Origin of the sequence: Mesorhizobium sp. M0894 (genome assembly GCF_040319725.1) — a bacterium.
Classification (GTDB): domain Bacteria; phylum Pseudomonadota; class Alphaproteobacteria; order Rhizobiales; family Rhizobiaceae; genus Mesorhizobium.
Genome location: NZ_JAMYOG010000015.1, coordinates 133,341 through 148,121, shown reverse-complemented (window position 1 = coordinate 148,121; position 14,781 = coordinate 133,341). Strand labels below are relative to the sequence as shown.

Sequence of the window (14,781 nt, the reverse complement as noted above, 5' to 3'; positions counted from 1 at the left end):
GGCATTATTTTGTGGGGGGGGGGGGGGGGGGGTGGGGGGCGCGGGGGGCCAGGCGGCCCGCCGCCCATACCGGCGGGCCGGGCCCGGCCCCCCGGGGTCCCGCCCGGGCGCGCGCCATTCGCAAAATCAGGCTGCCTTGCTCAGAGATCCAGCGGACGACTTGCCAGTGCGGCGGTCCTGCTCGATCTCGAAGTTGATCTTCTGGCCTTCGACCAGGGTCGACAGTCCAGCACGCTCGACTGCGGAGATGTGAACGAAAACGTCCGCGCCGCCGCTGTCAGGCTGAATGAAGCCGAAACCCTTGGTGGAATTAAACCACTTGACCGTACCTGTTGCCATTTCGATAGTCCTTTACGTTTGCTTTAGTTTGACTGGACCGAAACCCAGCCGGTTTGTATCGAGATTTTGGAGATAGAACGTCAGCAAACGCGAATATCGCGAGGCCCGGATCGATCGGCCGAAATATCAATGGACCGCATATAATATGCTTTCGCGCGAAAAACAAGACGGGGCGGAAAATGGCGCGGCGGCAACGCTGCCCAACGGACGCCCCAATCGCGTGAGAGCGTCGTCGTTGCGCGCCTGACGCGGGAGGATCGTGCCGGCTTCGGGCGCGACCGGGTTTGGGGAGAGGGCCATGAAAATCGTTCTACTTGCCGCTTGCCTGACGCTGGTGGCCGCCGAGGCGCAGGCGGTCTCGCGCTACGACCCGACGCGCATGAGCTGCGGCAAGGTGCAGGCGACGATCGCGCGCGAGGGTGCGGTTATCCTGCGCTACAGATCGGCGCGCGTGCCGGGGCTGGCGCTCTACGACCGCTATGTGCGGAGCCAGCAATTCTGCGACATCGGCGAGGTCAGGGCGCGGGCCTCGGTGCCGAGCGCCGATACGAATTCCTGCACCGTCTACAAGTGCAAGCGGGTGGAGATCGACCGGCGTTTCCGCCGGCGCCTGCTTCCGGATTAGGGGCGGTTGACGTCCCAGGGTGCCGGCCTCACCTGAATATCAGCACACCTAGAACCCGAACGACACCTGCGCGGGCGGCGGCGGGCCGACGCGTACGCCTTCCATGGCCAGCATTTTTTCCTTGGTGGCCGAGCCGCCGGGCGCCGAAAATCCGCCGATCTTGCCGCCGGCGGCAAGAATGCGATGGCAAGGGATGACCAGCGGCACCGGGTTGGCGCCGAGCGCCGCGCCCGTCTCACGCGCGAGCCCGGCATGGCCAGCGCGTTTGGCCAGTTCGCCATAAGTGGTGGTTTCGCCGAAGGCGAGCTTTCGTGCCGCGTCATAAATCGCCAGGCGGAACTCGTCGACGCCGCTGAGATCGACCGGCACGCCGGAGAAATCGATATCCTCGCCGGCGGCATAGGCCTTGATCGAGGCGATCAGCTCCGTAACCCATTGCGGCTCGGGCTTGGCTGCCTGGTCGATGTCTGAGGCATGGCGCAGCAACCGGCGCTCCACCGCGTCGCGACTGCGCTGCGGCAGGCAGAGCCGGGTCAGCCCGGCATCGCTCCAGGCGATGCCCATGAAGCCGAGCACGGTTTCGAATACCGCGTGGCCGGCGGTGGCATGAGAGGCGTCCATGGCGTGCTCCTTTCCGGAATCCTTCGAAGTACAAATCCAGAACAATATCGCATTTCCCGGCCCGGCTCGCCACCCGAAAACCACCGTCTACCGCGGATTGCCGGGGGAAAGATGCTGGTGTAAGGACTTCTTAACACCCGACGAACCGGACCCGAGCGCCGCTTGCCAGCAAAATTCCTCTTTCCCGTCCTTGCGGCGGTGTTGGCCGTGGCGGCTCTCAGCGGTTGCACCTCGACTTCGCCGGTGACCTCGGCGCCCGCCTTCACGGAAAACTCTGCCAACACCGATGCCGGCTTCACGCTGGCGCTGCCCGACACGGTTTCGGTCCTGCCGGAACCGTCCGGCCTCGCCCAGACGGCAGCGCTGCCGGTCGAGCCGGCCGCCGCCTTTGCCGGGGCGACGCCGCTGGCGGCTTCTGCGCCCGCCGTCATGACGGCCAATGCCCAGCCAGCCATCGCAACGGCCGCTGTCGCCATGCCGGTCACCGAACAGACCGCCGCCATGCCCGGCGTTCAGCCGGTTTCCTACACCGTGCCGCAGAACCCGGCCGCTCTGGCCGCGACCGACCTGGCAGAGGGCCAGTCGAACGCCGGCGGCCGCAGCGAGATCGAGCGGCTGATCGAGAAATATTCCGCGCTTTACCAGGTACCGGTCGATCTGGTGCGCAGCGTCGTCAACCGCGAGAGCACCTTCAACCCGAAAGCCTACAATCGCGGCCATTGGGGGCTGATGCAGATCAAGCACGCGACGGCGCGCGGCATGGGTTATGATGGACCGGCAAGCGGCCTGTTCGACGCCGAGACCAATTTGAAATATGCGGTGAAATATCTGCGTGGCGCCTGGCTAGTCTCAGGCGGCAACCCCAAGCGCGCCGACCGGCTCTACCAGAGCGGCTATTACTACGACGCCAAGCGCAAGGGGATGCTGGGCGAAACCGGACTCGGCAGCGACCGCCTGCGCCGCCGCATGCAGCCCGATGCCTGAGCCGCGTCCGCCGGCGCCAAACGAAATAAGACTGCGCAAGATCCTCGACGACACGCTTCTGGCGCCGCGCTGGCCGGAAGGTTTCTTCATGCGCGCCTTCGAAGCCGCCGATGCGCTTGCTCTGCATGCGCTGTTGACCGCGGTGTTCGACGACGGCGCCGATGGGCCGTTCGACGAATGGTGGCCGCGCATTTCGGGCGACGCCGAATTCGATCCCGCTTTGTGTTTCCTGGTCATCGACCGCAAGGGCCGGCTGGCGGGCGCGGCACTCTGCTGGACGCGGGCTTTCGTCAAGGACCTTGCCGTCCATCCCGAGGCGCGCGGCAAGGGCATCGCCGAGGCGCTGATGCGGCACGCCTTTGCGGTGTTTCAGGCAAGGGGCGCGGTGCATGTCGACCTCAAGACCAACACGGTCGAGAACGCCGCCGCCGTCAGGCTCTATCAGCGGCTGGGAATGGTCGAGGTGGATTGGGCGGGGTGAGCATAGGTTTGCCTCAGCGAAGCTGATCGCCATTTAGCGAAGTCGGCGCTGCCCCTCATCCGGCTGCCGCCACCTTCTCCCCGTATAGTGACGGGTAGAAGGGGCTGGCCGCAACGCCGGCACGCCCTCTGCCACGCCGGAGATTGGCGAAACCGTCGGCGAAGGCACCTTTCTCCCCGTCACTATACGGGGAGAAATGCCCGGCAGGGCAATGAGGGGCGGCGCCAGCGCCCGGAATGGGCAAGAGTGAGCGGCAACGGCGCAGCAAAAATGTCGGAACCGTCTTTGGCGATGCGTCCTTGGGAGGCAAGGCGCCTCCCGCCACGCGCCGCCCCGGCAGATGGAGATGACGATGATCAGCTTTCCCAATGAATCCCAGGAATATCGCGCCGCCCGCGACAAGCTGCTGCAGAAGGAAATCGAACTGCGCCGCGCCATGGAGGATGTCGCCGTCGCCCGCCGCGCGCTGCCGCCCGGCGGGCTGGTGCCGCAGAATTATGTCTTCGACGGGCTTGGCGCCGACGGCAAGCCGGCCCGTATAAAACTGTCGGAGCTGTTTTCGCCCGGCAAGGACACGCTGATCGTCTATTCGATGATGTTTCCGCGCCATCCGCAGGAGACGCGCGACGTGGCGACCAGCGGCGGCACGGCGAAGCTGCCGAGACAGGACCAGCCGTGCCCATCCTGCACGGCGCTGCTCGACCAGTTCGACGGCGCCATTGGGCATCTCGAGGCTGCCGGCTACAATTTCGCTGTCGTGGCCAAGACCGCGCTGGAAAACCTGCTGACGCTCGGCCGCGACCGCGGCTGGACCAACATGCGGCTGGTTTCCTCGGCCGGCAACAGCTTCAAGCGCGACTACCAGGCCGAGGCCGAGGACGGCGCGCAGCTTCCGGTGCTTTCGGTGTTCCACCGCGACGGCGACGGCATCCGCCACTTCTGGAGCTCCGAGCTCGGCTTCGCGCCGCCCGAACCCGGTCAGGACCCGCGCGCCATCGGCACCTGCGAGATCCTGTGGAACCTGATGGATTTCACGCCCGAGGGCAGGGCGCAGAGCTGGCAGGAGCAGCTGCAGTATGGGGAAGGGTGCTGCCACTGAGCTTGGCAAGGATATCTCCTATTAGCGTATCGGGAATCGAAATCCTCCCGATGCCAAGGGCTGTTATGTGATTTGACGCTGCCGCGCCGTGACCTACTCTCGACTGCCGGAACCGAGGAGACGAGCGATGCAGTCACCTTTCAACGGGGGCGTCACGCTGGCTGCGGGGTTGATCCTTGCTGCCGCCACCACTGCCTATGCCCATCACGGCTGGTCGTGGACCCAGGACGAGTTTTTTGAACTCCGGGGCAGGATCACGGCCATCTATATCGGCAATCCGCACGCCACGCTGGACGTCGATGCCGAGGGCGAGGCCTGGCGGGTGGAGATGGCGCCACCGTCCCGCACCATTGCCGCCGGCTTCACGGAAGGTGTTGCCAAGGTCGGCGACGAGGTGACGGCGATCGGCCATCGCTCGCGCGACGAGAGCGAAAAGCGCATGAAGGCAGTCCGCATCATCGTCGGCCGCAAGACCTATGATGTCTATCCCGACCGCTTGCCGCCGGCCTGAATGGACGGGTTTTTCGCCGGCATCGAGCAACTCGCGCTTGTGCGGGGACTGAAGGCCTCTTTCGTCGCCTATCCCATCGTCAATGCGCTGCACATCATGTCGATCGGTGCGTTGCTGACCAGCGTCTGGCTGATCGACCTCAGGATTCTGGGCGCCTTCCGGTCGCTGCCGCAGGCGGCGTTCGTGGCGCTGCTGCGCCGCACCGCATTGGGCGCGTTCGGCGGTGCGCTTGTCACGGGCTCGCTGCTGTTTTCGGTCAGGGCGAGCGAGTATGCGGCGATGCCGATTTTCCTCACCAAGATGACACTCATCCTCCTCGCCGGCGCCAATTTCCTCGTCTTCATGCGCCGCGCAAAAGGCGGTGACGAGCCGGCCGGCGGGGCCGTTGCTGTGCTGGCTGTGCTCTCGCTGGTGTTGTGGACGTCCGTGCTGTTTGCGGGGCGGTTCATTGGGTTTCTCGGCTAGGGCGAGTGTCGGCACTGTCGCTTCCAGAGCGGGCCACAAGGCCATCAACCGCGATTAGGCCAAGGATTTTGCGCCGCAGGCATCAAGTTCCGCCGTCAAGTCCCCGTTGGGGGTTTACTGCCGGTTTCGTATGTGCCGAGGCTATGTTGGTCGTCCAGATTGACGGCGGCCAGTATGAGGGTTCGGATTTTTTGATGACGAGCGGGACATCGCTCTGAGGCGATGTGGTTTTCGCGCGTGGCGCTTCTAGAACGATGACGCGCTGCGCGAACTGGATTTCCGTCTGCGACACGATCATCGCCTATGGCAGGGACACGAGCCTGCAGCCGTGGCGGTGACTGCAATCAAAATCCGGCCGTCAAAATGATCACTCCCAAGGTCCAATCAAACGGCGAGTTTTTAAAAAAATCATCAAATTTGACATTGTACGTGTTGACTTTGATGCGAAGGCCGATCATTGTGATGGGAGACAGGAGATTGCAATGGATGTGAGACCTAGATCGCGCGAAGCCCTGCTAGAGTTTTTGGATTACCTAGCGAGAAAGGGCCTGCTCAATAAGACTACCGCTAATGCCAGGAAGGCGGCGGCGGGAAAAGTCCTTGCATTGCTTGATGATACCGAGGCTGCTGATTTAGCTAACGTCGATCTTGACCACTTGATGCATAGATTTTCGAATATCGCTGGCGGCGATTATACACCAGGGAGCCTCAATACTTACAAGAGCCGCATTAAGTCGTCGGTTGAAGATTTTTTAAACTACCAAGATAACCCAATGACGTTTAAAGTCGGAGGGGCGGCTGGAACGCGAAAGGTGAGTGAGCGCCAAAAGGTGGGCCAAGGGTCAGCAGAACGGCCTGCTGCTCGGTCGGCCGCCCCGGCGGTGGTGGCTCCGCCGACCAGCGTATCGGTGCTTCCGATACCAATTCGCCAAGATTTGATTGTTCAAATCCAAGGATTGCCTTTTGATTTGACGACAGCAGAGGCAAATAAAATTGCAAATGTCGTGCGAGCTATGGCAACATCTGACTGATTCTCCCGTCCAAACGGAGAATCGTTCTCGGCCTAGCCGAGGCATCGGGGCCGCTGGTAATAGGGTCCATACCTAAGACCAGCGGCCTCCACCAATCTGAAAACTTTTCCAGATATTCAGATTAGATAGCCGATTTGCCGGCCCCAGGCAAACTGGCCCGGCTAAGAGAGCGACGTCCAGTAGACATCTGCCAAGCTGGAGCACCCCTCATCCGTCTCGGCGCCAAAGCGCCGATCCACCTTCTCCCACAGGGGGAGAAGGGAAGGCGCTAATCGCCTACGCAAAATACTCCTGCAGCGGCCGCACTTCCAGGCTTCCCGCCCGCAGCGCCGCAATCGCCTCAGCCACCGCAGCCGCGCCCGATAGCGTCGTGTAATACGGCACCTTCTGCATCAGCGTGGCGCGGCGGAGCGATTTCGAATCCGAGACCGCCTTCTGGCCGTCCGTGGTGTTGAAGACGATCTGCACCTGGCGGTTGCGGATGGCGTCCTCGATGTGCGGGCGGCCTTCCAGAACCTTGTTGATTTTCTCGGCGGCGACGCCGTTTTCGGCGAGGAAGCGGGCGGTGCCAGAGGTGGCGAGCACCTTGAAGCCCTGGCCGGCGAGCCGCTTGACCGCCGGCAGGATGCCTTTCTTGTCCTCGTCGCGCACCGAGACGAACAGCGTGCCGGAGCGCGGCAGGTCGACGCCGGCGCCTAGCTGGCTCTTGGCGAAGGCCAAAGCGAAGTCGCGGTCGAGGCCCATGACCTCGCCGGTCGAGCGCATTTCCGGGCCGAGCAGGATGTCGACGCCGGGGAAGCGGGCGAAGGGGAACACCGCTTCCTTGACGGCGATATGGCCGGGATTGCGCGGGTCGGGCATGGCGCCGTAATGGGCGAAGGCATCTTCCAGGCTCTCGCCGGCCATGATGCGGGCAGCAATTTTCGCAATGGGCCGTCCGATGGTCTTGGCGACAAAAGGCACGGTGCGCGAGGCGCGCGGGTTGACCTCCAGCACATAGACGGTGCCGTCCTTGATCGCATATTGCACGTTCATCAGTCCGCCGACATTGAGCGCGCGGGCAAGGGCCGCCGTCTGGCGCTCGAGTTCGTCGACGAGCTCCGAAGGCAGCGAGTGCACCGGCAGCGAGCAGGCCGAGTCGCCCGAATGGATGCCGGCCTCCTCGATGTGCTCCAATATGCCGGAGACGTAGGTCGACCTGCCGTCGCAGAGGCAATCGACATCGACCTCGATGGCGCCCGACAGATAGGTGTCGAACAGCAGCGGGTTCTTGCCGAGCAGCGTGTTGATCTGGCCGGTCTTGTCGTTGGGGTATTTCTGCTTGATGTCCTCCGGCACCAGGCCGGGCACGGTGTCGAGCAGATAGGATTGCAGCATGCTCTCGTCGTGGATGATCTGCATGGCGCGGCCGCCGAGCACATAGGACGGGCGCACCACCAGCGGGAAGCCGAGTTCGCCGGCAACGAGGCGGGCCTGCTCGACCGAGTAGGCGATGCCGTTCTTCGGCTGGCTGAGGCCGAGCTTGTGCAAGAGCTTCTGGAAGCGGTCGCGGTCCTCGGCCAGATCGATCATGTCGGGCGAAGTGCCGAGGATCGGGATTCCAGCCTTCTCCAGCGCGTCGGCGAGCTTGAGCGGCGTCTGGCCGCCGAACTGGACGATGACGCCGACGAGTTCGCCCGAGGCCTGTTCGGCGCGCAGGATCTCCAAGACGTCCTCCGGCGTCAGCGGCTCGAAATAGAGCCGGTCGGAAGTGTCGTAGTCGGTCGACACGGTCTCGGGATTGCAGTTGACCATGATCGCCTCGAAGCCGGCGTCGCGCAGCGCAAAGGCGGCATGGCAGCAGCAATAGTCGAACTCGATGCCCTGGCCGATGCGGTTGGGGCCGCCGCCGAGAATGACGACCTTTTTGCGCGACGAGACCTGCGCCTCGTTGGCGAGCGCGCCGGCAAAGGGCACTTCGTAGGTCGAGTACATGTAGGCGGTGGGCGAGGCAAACTCGGCGGCGCAAGTGTCGATGCGCTTGTAAACCGGATGAACGTCGAGCTTGTCGCGAATCTTCTGGATTTCTTCGACGTCTTTCCTGACCAGCGACGCGAGGCGGGCGTCGGAGAAACCCATCGCCTTCAGCATGCGCAGATTGGCGGCGTCCTGCGGGATGCCGTGCTCGCGGATGCGGGCCTCCATGTCGAGGATGCCGGCGATCTGCTCGAGGAACCACGGGTCGATCTTGCACATGGCGTGCACGTCTTCCAAAGAAGTGCCCATGCGGATCGCCTGCGCCACCATGCGCAGCCGGTCGGGCGTTGGCGTGCCCAGAGCGGCGCGGATAGCGTTGCGGTCATCGACGTGGCTGGCCGGCGCGTTCCCGTGGCCGATGCCCGGGATCTCGATCTCGTCCAGACCGGTCAGCCCGGTTTCCAGCCCGCGCAAAGCCTTTTGCAGCGATTCCTGGAAAGTGCGGCCGATGGCCATGACCTCGCCGACCGACTTCATCGAGGTGGTCAGCACCGGCTCGGCGCCGGGGAATTTCTCGAAGGCAAAGCGCGGAATCTTGGTCACGACATAGTCGATGCTCGGCTCGAACGAGGCCGGCGTGGCGCCGCCGGTGATGTCGTTCTCGAGCTCATCCAGCGTGTAGCCGACGGCGAGCTTGGCGGCGATCTTGGCGATCGGAAAACCGGTCGCCTTGGAGGCAAGTGCGGACGAGCGCGAGACGCGCGGGTTCATCTCGATGACTACCAGGCGGCCGTCGGCCGGGTTGACGGCGAACTGGACGTTGGAGCCGCCGGTCTCGACGCCGATCTCGCGCAGCACCGCGATCGAGGCGTTGCGCATCATCTGGTATTCCTTATCGGTCAGCGTCAGCGCCGGGGCGACGGTGATCGAGTCTCCCGTATGCACGCCCATCGGGTCGATATTCTCGATCGAGCAGATGATGATGCAATTGTCGGCCTTGTCGCGGACGACCTCCATCTCATACTCCTTCCAGCCGAGCACGCTCTCCTCGATCAGCACTTCGGTGGTCGGCGAGGCGTCGAGGCCGGACTGGACGATCTCGTAGAATTCGGCGCGGTTGTAGGCGATGCCGCCGCCGGTGCCGCCCATGGTGAAGGACGGGCGAATGATGGCGGGCAGGCCGACATGGTCGAGCGCCTGCGCGGCGATCGCCATGCCGTGGCTGATATAGCGCTGCTTGCGGTCGCCCTCGCCAAGGTTCCAGCGGGTTTCCAGCGCGTCGAGCGCGGCATCGAGATTTTCGGGCTTCTCGGCCTTCAACTCGGCGCGCTCGGCCTCGTGCGTCTTGCGGTCGGCGTTCTTGACGTCGGTGGCGTTGGCCAGCATCGACTTCGGCGTTTCCAGGCCGATCTTGTTCATCGCCTCGCGAAACAGCGCGCGGTCCTCGGCCTTGTCTATTGCCGTGGCGTCGGCGCCGATCATCTCGACATTGTAGCGATCGAGCACGCCCATGCGGCGCAGCGACAAAGCGGTGTTGAGCGCGGTCTGGCCGCCCATGGTCGGCAGCAGCGCGTCCGGCCGCTCCTTGGCGATGATCTTGGCCACCACTTCCGGCGTGATCGGCTCGATATAGGTGGCGTCGGCCAATTCCGGATCGGTCATGATGGTGGCCGGGTTGGAATTGACCAGGATGACGCGAAAACCCTCTTCCTTCAGCGCCTTGCAGGCCTGGGTGCCGGAATAGTCGAACTCGCAGGCCTGGCCGATGACAATGGGGCCGGCCCCGATGATCAGGATCGACTTGATGTCGGTGCGTCTTGGCATGTCGAGGGTCCGTTCGGCGGGCGGCTTGCACAAAAAGCCGGACGGGATGACCCGGCCGGTTGTGCTCGCGATTCTGGTATCAGGCTAGGAGGGCCTTATAGGGAAGAGTTTTGCCGGATGTAACCCCCTAAAATGCGGCTTTGTGTGCGGGTCCACTAGCTGGGCAATCGCTTCAGGTTTAGATGCCGGTGCTGCCCCTCACCTGCCTACCGGCATCCTCTCCCCTTATAGTGACGGGGAGAGGGGCGCTCTCATGGACGATTTCGCCACTCGCCAGCATTGCAAGAAGGGCGCCGACGCTGCGGCCAGCCCCTTCTCCCCGTCACTATACGGGGAGAAGTGCCCGGCAGGGCGATGAGGGGCGGCGCTGATTCCTACAATTACACCAGTCCACTCTCTCTATCCTCCGCTCGCCAGGGCGTTGGTAATCTCGAAGCGTTCGGAAACGCCGACGCGGATGATGTTGAGGCTGCCCTCGCGGGTGAAGCGGAATTCGCCTGATGCATTCGAACCGGCCGGCTTGCCGGCCTGGAAGCTGATGATGCGCGTGCCGCCATCGGGCCAGGTCACGGTCACCTCGGTCTTGTCGCCTGTGCGCACGACGCCTGCCTTGCAGCTGGTCATCGGCTGGCCGACATAGCGCGCGCAAGAAATGACGTTGCCGGCACCTGGGACCGGGGTCCCCGGCGGCTGCAGCCGTGCAACGGTTTGTGCATCGGCCGGAGGTGCCGCGTTGGCCGCGCCGAAATTCTGGACGGGATCCACTGCCGCGGGCGCCGATCCATCAACCTGTCCAGTCGAGGGGTTTCCACCGGCCAGGGCCAGTCGGTAAGCATCCTCGATCGCCGCCCTGCCGATTGCGTCAGCGGAGTTCAGCGTCGTTTCGGGACCGGCCGCGCCGAGGCGCGCTGTCAGATCCGGCAGCGGGTTAGAGGCAGGGCTCTCCGTATTGGCTGCCGCTTGGGGTGTCACTTGCTGGGGATTGATGGGGTCGAGGTAGCGCGCAGGAGCCCATCCGCTCATCTTCGGGTCGTCAATGTCTTCAACCTTGCACCACCGATGGCCGCTGACGTCGACGCAGCCGAGATTTTTCACGCTCGAACCACTCGGCAGCCGCGCCTCGATCTTGCCCATGGCAGATGCCGTGGCGCGCACGTTCAGGAGATCGCCCGGAGCGAGGCCGGTCACAATGGAGATGATGGGCTCCGGCTCCTGAGCCCTGGCCGGCAGCTCCGCCAGCATCAGCGGAGCGGCGATCACCGCAGGCAGCATCATCCGGAGTGTTACTGTGCGCCTCATCATCTGCCGTGGGCGGTAGGTTCAATTACCGAAGGCGCGGCCAGCACCGAAGCGCCACGCACGCCAAGCCGGTTTTTATAGGCGACGAGACGGCGCTGTGTAAGCCCGAAAATGACTAAAGGGGCCGCGTGTTGAATCGCGGAGCAAGCCACTTCCGCGAACCAAAAGCCGGCAAAATATTGCACATTTCATGTAAATATGCACTCTCTCAAGTAAGGTTGAGGAGGGAAAGATGGTCGACCTTGAAATATTCGCGCAAGTGGAAAACATAGTTCGCCAGCGTATCAAGAAAACGCGCGCGGAAATTGAGGCTTCACTTGGTCACATCGCCAACGGCAATCCGCTGGCCGCCGAACAGACCCTCTCCAGGCGACTCGACAGGTTGCAGGTAAAAGCGTCGCTCAGCCGCACCGAAGCGGAGATGATATCGGCAGCAATCGACATGAGGTCTGCCGGTGAAAGAAAGGCCGCCGCCAAACAGCCAGGACCGGAGGCAATTCTCGGCCCAACGCTCGATTTGATCGGTGTCGCATTTCTGGAGCGTGGGCGCCGTGTGGCCGATGCGGTCGGCCGCGTTGCCTTTCTCAACGGCAATCCACAAGGATCGGGTTTTCTGGTCGGGCCAAGGCTGTTCCTCACAAACAACCATGTGATTTCGTCGCCGGCAGATTCCCGGCGCTTCCAGGTCCAGTTCGATTATGAGCAGGACGGTGCGAATGCCGTGCGCACGCCGACGACGTTCCTGCTCGATCCTGAATTCTGTTTCGTGACCGATAGCATAGAGGGTCTGGACTATACGCTGATCGGGGTCGGCGAGCGGCGTTCCGGCCCAAAGGAACTGGGGGAGTTCGGTTTTATCTCGCTGTCGGATGCGCGCGACAAGCATATGCTTGGCGAAATCGCCAACATCGTTCAGCACCCCGATGGCCGCTTCAAGGAACTGGTGCTGCGTGAAAACCGGCTGGTGGCCCGCGACGAAACGGTTCAAGTGCTGCACTATGTTGCCGATACCGAACAGGGTTCGTCCGGTTCACCGGTTTTCAACAATGAATGGGAGCCAATTGCCCTGCACCATTGGGCAGGGCCATTCCACGAGGTGACGGGCATAGGTGGCTATGCGCTGACGCGCGAGATCAACGAAGGCATAAGGATCAGCGCCATCGTTGACGATCTGGGCGCTAGAAAGTCCAGGCTGCCGGGCTCCTCGGCATCGGCGGTTTCGCAAGCTCTGGCGATTTGGGCCGGCACGCCGCGCATGATGGACGAGACAGTTCGGCTGAACGCCGACATTCGCGAAGATGTGCTGGACAAGTCGGTGCAGCGGCCGGAACCGGATGACAATCCACCGGCGACGAGACACAACGCCGATGGCTCGGTCACCTGGACTTTTCCCGTCGAGATAAATGTCCGGGCGCCCTTGATCGACCGCGACGGAGGCGATGCAAGACGAAACGACGGCAAAGGCCCGGCAAGCGAACCCGCGAAGGTGGCCATCGCCGAGGCCGCGGGTTGGAAAACGGAGGATTTCGACGATCGCGGAGGGTATGAACCCGGCTTCATACCGGGCTTTGTCCTGCCAATGCCGACGGTTGCCAATTCACCCTACCGGTTGGCCAAAAACCTCCTTGCCAAACCGGGCGAGGACCCACACGAATTGCGCTATCATCATTTTTCGATCTTGATGAACGCCGATCGCAGGCTTGCCTTCGTCACCGCCTGCAATATCGATGGATCCCGCACCAAGGCGGTCAATCGTGAGGACAAGACCGTCATCGACAACCCGTCGCTTGTCCAATTGGGGGTAGAGTCGATTTCCGGTTCGGAAGCCAGCGACGCTTTCCGGCCCGACCGTCGCATCGACCCTGGCGAGCAGATGACCCAGGAATTCTATTCGAGCCAGAATGTGCCTGGATTTTCCGAGCCAAAGTCCAAGGAACGAATAGCTCGAATGTTCCAGAAGGGCCATATTACGCTTCGCGGCGACCCTGCATGGGGAGTGGACCAGGAGGCGGTCGCGGCAGAACGGGACACGTTCTTCTATCCCAATGCTGCGCCGCAAGTCGGCTTTTTCAATCAGGGAAGCTCGCTTGACCATCCCGGCTCCAAGGGGAAACTGAGATGGCGCGCGGTGGAAACCTATGTGCTGCGCAACGCCTATACGACGCGAGGCCGTGTCACGGTGTTTGCAGGCCCAGTGTTCCGCGAGGACGATCCTCCTTACCGCTTCGACAGCCATATTCCGCTCAAGTTCTGGAAGATCGCGCTGTGGTCCGATCAAACTGGCCTGCGCGCCATCGCGCTGCTGGCCGACCAGAAGCCGGTTTTGAAAGTGATGCCCGAAGCGTTCGGCGAGCGTGCCGAGGCGTTCGATGACCCGCTTGAAATTGCCAGGGTATCGGAGTTCCTTTCGACGGTGGCCGAGATTGAAGAACTGACTGGCCTGAACTTTGGCCAGCAGGTGCGCGACGCCGACATTCGGGCCGGATCCGAATCGGCTCCCGCACAGACTTTCAACCCAAGGCATCTAACGCCCAGTACGTCACGGCCAAAGGCTTCATCGCCCAAGACTTCGGCGGCCAGCACCCGACGTCCTGCCAGGCGATCGAAGCGATCCGCGTCCGACAAGTGAAGATTGGACCGGTCGCGGCCATTGAGGCTGCTTGCCTGCCGCTCGAAGGCGGTCATCCGTTCAGCCTGGCATGGGCAAGCTCAGCCTGTTCCTCGTTCGGCCCGGTATGAACGCGGTCAACCCGGCATGAAGCCGGTGCGTAGCGCGTGAGCCCATTCCGGCCGTCCCGCCTGCTCGGCCTGACGCGCTGCCGCCTCATGGTCGTAATCGACGGCGATGGCCTCGAAGCGATCGGGATGCAGGTCGACGATGCCATAGCGGGCGTGCGGCGAGCCTTGTTGGGAGACATGCGCCGGCGGCGTGTCGTCGTGATAGGCCGGGCAGCCGATGCTGCCTGGATTGAAAATGACCGGACCGCCGGGAATGCGGACCAGCTCGCTGCGGTGGCTGTGACCGCAAAGCATGATGCGGCAGGCGGGATCGATCGCGCCGAGTCGCCGTTCGATGGCGGCCAGTGGGGCGCGCACCAGCCGGCCGTCGACTATCGCGTCAGCCAGGTATTTTTCATCGTGGTCGGGCCGGGCATGGAAGGCGAGCACGCCAGGCGCCACCTCCAGCGTGACCGGCAGCGCGAACAGCGCCTCGCGCTGGGCTGCCGCCAGCCGTTCATGCGCGTAGCGGTCGGAAGGCCACATGGTCTCGTCGGCGGTGTCGTAGGCAACGCGGCGGTCGTGGTTGCCGCGCACCGTCGGCAGGTCGAGCGCCTCGAGCCGCTCCATGGTCTCGCGCGGCCAGAGCGGGCCGGAAACGCAATCGCCGAGATTGACAATGAGGTCGGCGCCGCCGCGTCGCCGCAGATCATCAAGCACGGCGTCGAGCGCCAGGACATTGCCGTGGATGTCGGCGAGGACGGCAATGCGCATGGCAGGCTCCGTTAATTGGAATGGCTGGAGGGCAATTATCTTCCTCACCTCGCG

The 14,781-nt window shown here is 63.3% G+C and carries 13 protein-coding genes; 8 read left to right on the top strand and 5 right to left on the bottom strand.

Going from position 1 to position 14,781, the window contains the following annotated elements:
- Positions 1–126 precede the first annotated feature (126 nt).
- On the bottom strand, positions 127–339 hold the full coding sequence (locus NKH91_RS25100; protein ID WP_023678332.1) for a cold-shock protein: 213 nt from the start codon (positions 337–339) through the stop codon (positions 127–129).
- A gap of 298 nt (positions 340–637) precedes the next feature.
- Between NKH91_RS25100 and NKH91_RS25095 the strand changes: the two genes are divergently transcribed.
- Positions 638–964 (top strand): hypothetical protein, encoded by a 327-nt coding sequence (locus NKH91_RS25095; RefSeq protein ID WP_023719370.1) that lies wholly within the window; start codon positions 638–640, stop codon positions 962–964.
- A 48-nt stretch (positions 965–1,012) separates the two neighbouring features.
- On the opposite strand, the gene NKH91_RS25090 is transcribed toward NKH91_RS25095, so the two are convergent.
- Entirely contained in the window at positions 1,013–1,585 is a 573-nt protein-coding gene (locus NKH91_RS25090) for a methylated-DNA--[protein]-cysteine S-methyltransferase (protein ID WP_352846715.1), read from the bottom strand.
- A 162-nt stretch (positions 1,586–1,747) separates the two neighbouring features.
- Between NKH91_RS25090 and NKH91_RS25085 the strand changes: the two genes are divergently transcribed.
- The 6 genes from NKH91_RS25085 (at position 1,748) to NKH91_RS25060 (ending at position 6,156) form a co-directional block, all read left to right on the top strand.
- Positions 1,748–2,569, top strand: coding sequence for a transglycosylase SLT domain-containing protein (locus NKH91_RS25085; protein ID WP_352846718.1), 822 nt, complete (start codon positions 1,748–1,750; stop codon positions 2,567–2,569).
- Positions 2,562–3,050 (top strand): GNAT family N-acetyltransferase, encoded by a 489-nt coding sequence (locus tag NKH91_RS25080; RefSeq protein WP_352846720.1) that lies wholly within the window; start codon positions 2,562–2,564, stop codon positions 3,048–3,050. Before NKH91_RS25085 ends, NKH91_RS25080 begins: the two co-directional genes overlap by 8 nt.
- 352 nt (positions 3,051–3,402) lie before the next feature.
- Positions 3,403–4,149 (top strand): DUF899 family protein, encoded by a 747-nt coding sequence (locus NKH91_RS25075; protein ID WP_352846723.1) that lies wholly within the window; start codon positions 3,403–3,405, stop codon positions 4,147–4,149.
- A 127-nt stretch (positions 4,150–4,276) separates the two neighbouring features.
- The gene (locus NKH91_RS25070; protein ID WP_352846725.1) at positions 4,277–4,660 is read left to right on the top strand and encodes a DUF6152 family protein; all 384 of its coding nucleotides are present in this window, start codon (positions 4,277–4,279) and stop codon (positions 4,658–4,660) included.
- On the top strand, positions 4,661–5,125 hold the full coding sequence (locus NKH91_RS25065) for a hypothetical protein (protein ID WP_352846727.1): 465 nt from the start codon (positions 4,661–4,663) through the stop codon (positions 5,123–5,125).
- A gap of 482 nt (positions 5,126–5,607) precedes the next feature.
- Positions 5,608–6,156, top strand: coding sequence for a site-specific integrase (locus tag NKH91_RS25060; protein WP_352846730.1), 549 nt, complete (start codon positions 5,608–5,610; stop codon positions 6,154–6,156).
- 276 nt (positions 6,157–6,432) lie between these two features.
- On the opposite strand, the gene carB is transcribed toward NKH91_RS25060, so the two are convergent.
- A complete protein-coding gene (gene carB / locus NKH91_RS25055; protein ID WP_352846732.1) occupies positions 6,433–9,936 on the bottom strand; it encodes a carbamoyl-phosphate synthase large subunit in 3,504 nt (1,167 codons plus the stop codon).
- A gap of 399 nt (positions 9,937–10,335) precedes the next feature.
- Positions 10,336–11,211 (bottom strand): SH3 domain-containing protein, encoded by an 876-nt coding sequence (locus NKH91_RS25050; protein WP_352846734.1) that lies wholly within the window; start codon positions 11,209–11,211, stop codon positions 10,336–10,338.
- A gap of 256 nt (positions 11,212–11,467) precedes the next feature.
- Between NKH91_RS25050 and NKH91_RS25045 the strand changes: the two genes are divergently transcribed.
- Positions 11,468–13,864, top strand: a complete 2,397-nt coding sequence (locus NKH91_RS25045) for a DNA/RNA non-specific endonuclease (protein ID WP_352846736.1) — start codon at positions 11,468–11,470, stop codon at positions 13,862–13,864.
- A gap of 116 nt (positions 13,865–13,980) precedes the next feature.
- Here NKH91_RS25045 and NKH91_RS25040 read toward each other — a convergent pair whose 3' ends face one another.
- Positions 13,981–14,727, bottom strand: a complete 747-nt coding sequence (locus NKH91_RS25040) for a metallophosphoesterase family protein (protein WP_352846739.1) — start codon at positions 14,725–14,727, stop codon at positions 13,981–13,983.
- Positions 14,728–14,781: the final 54 nt, after the last annotated feature.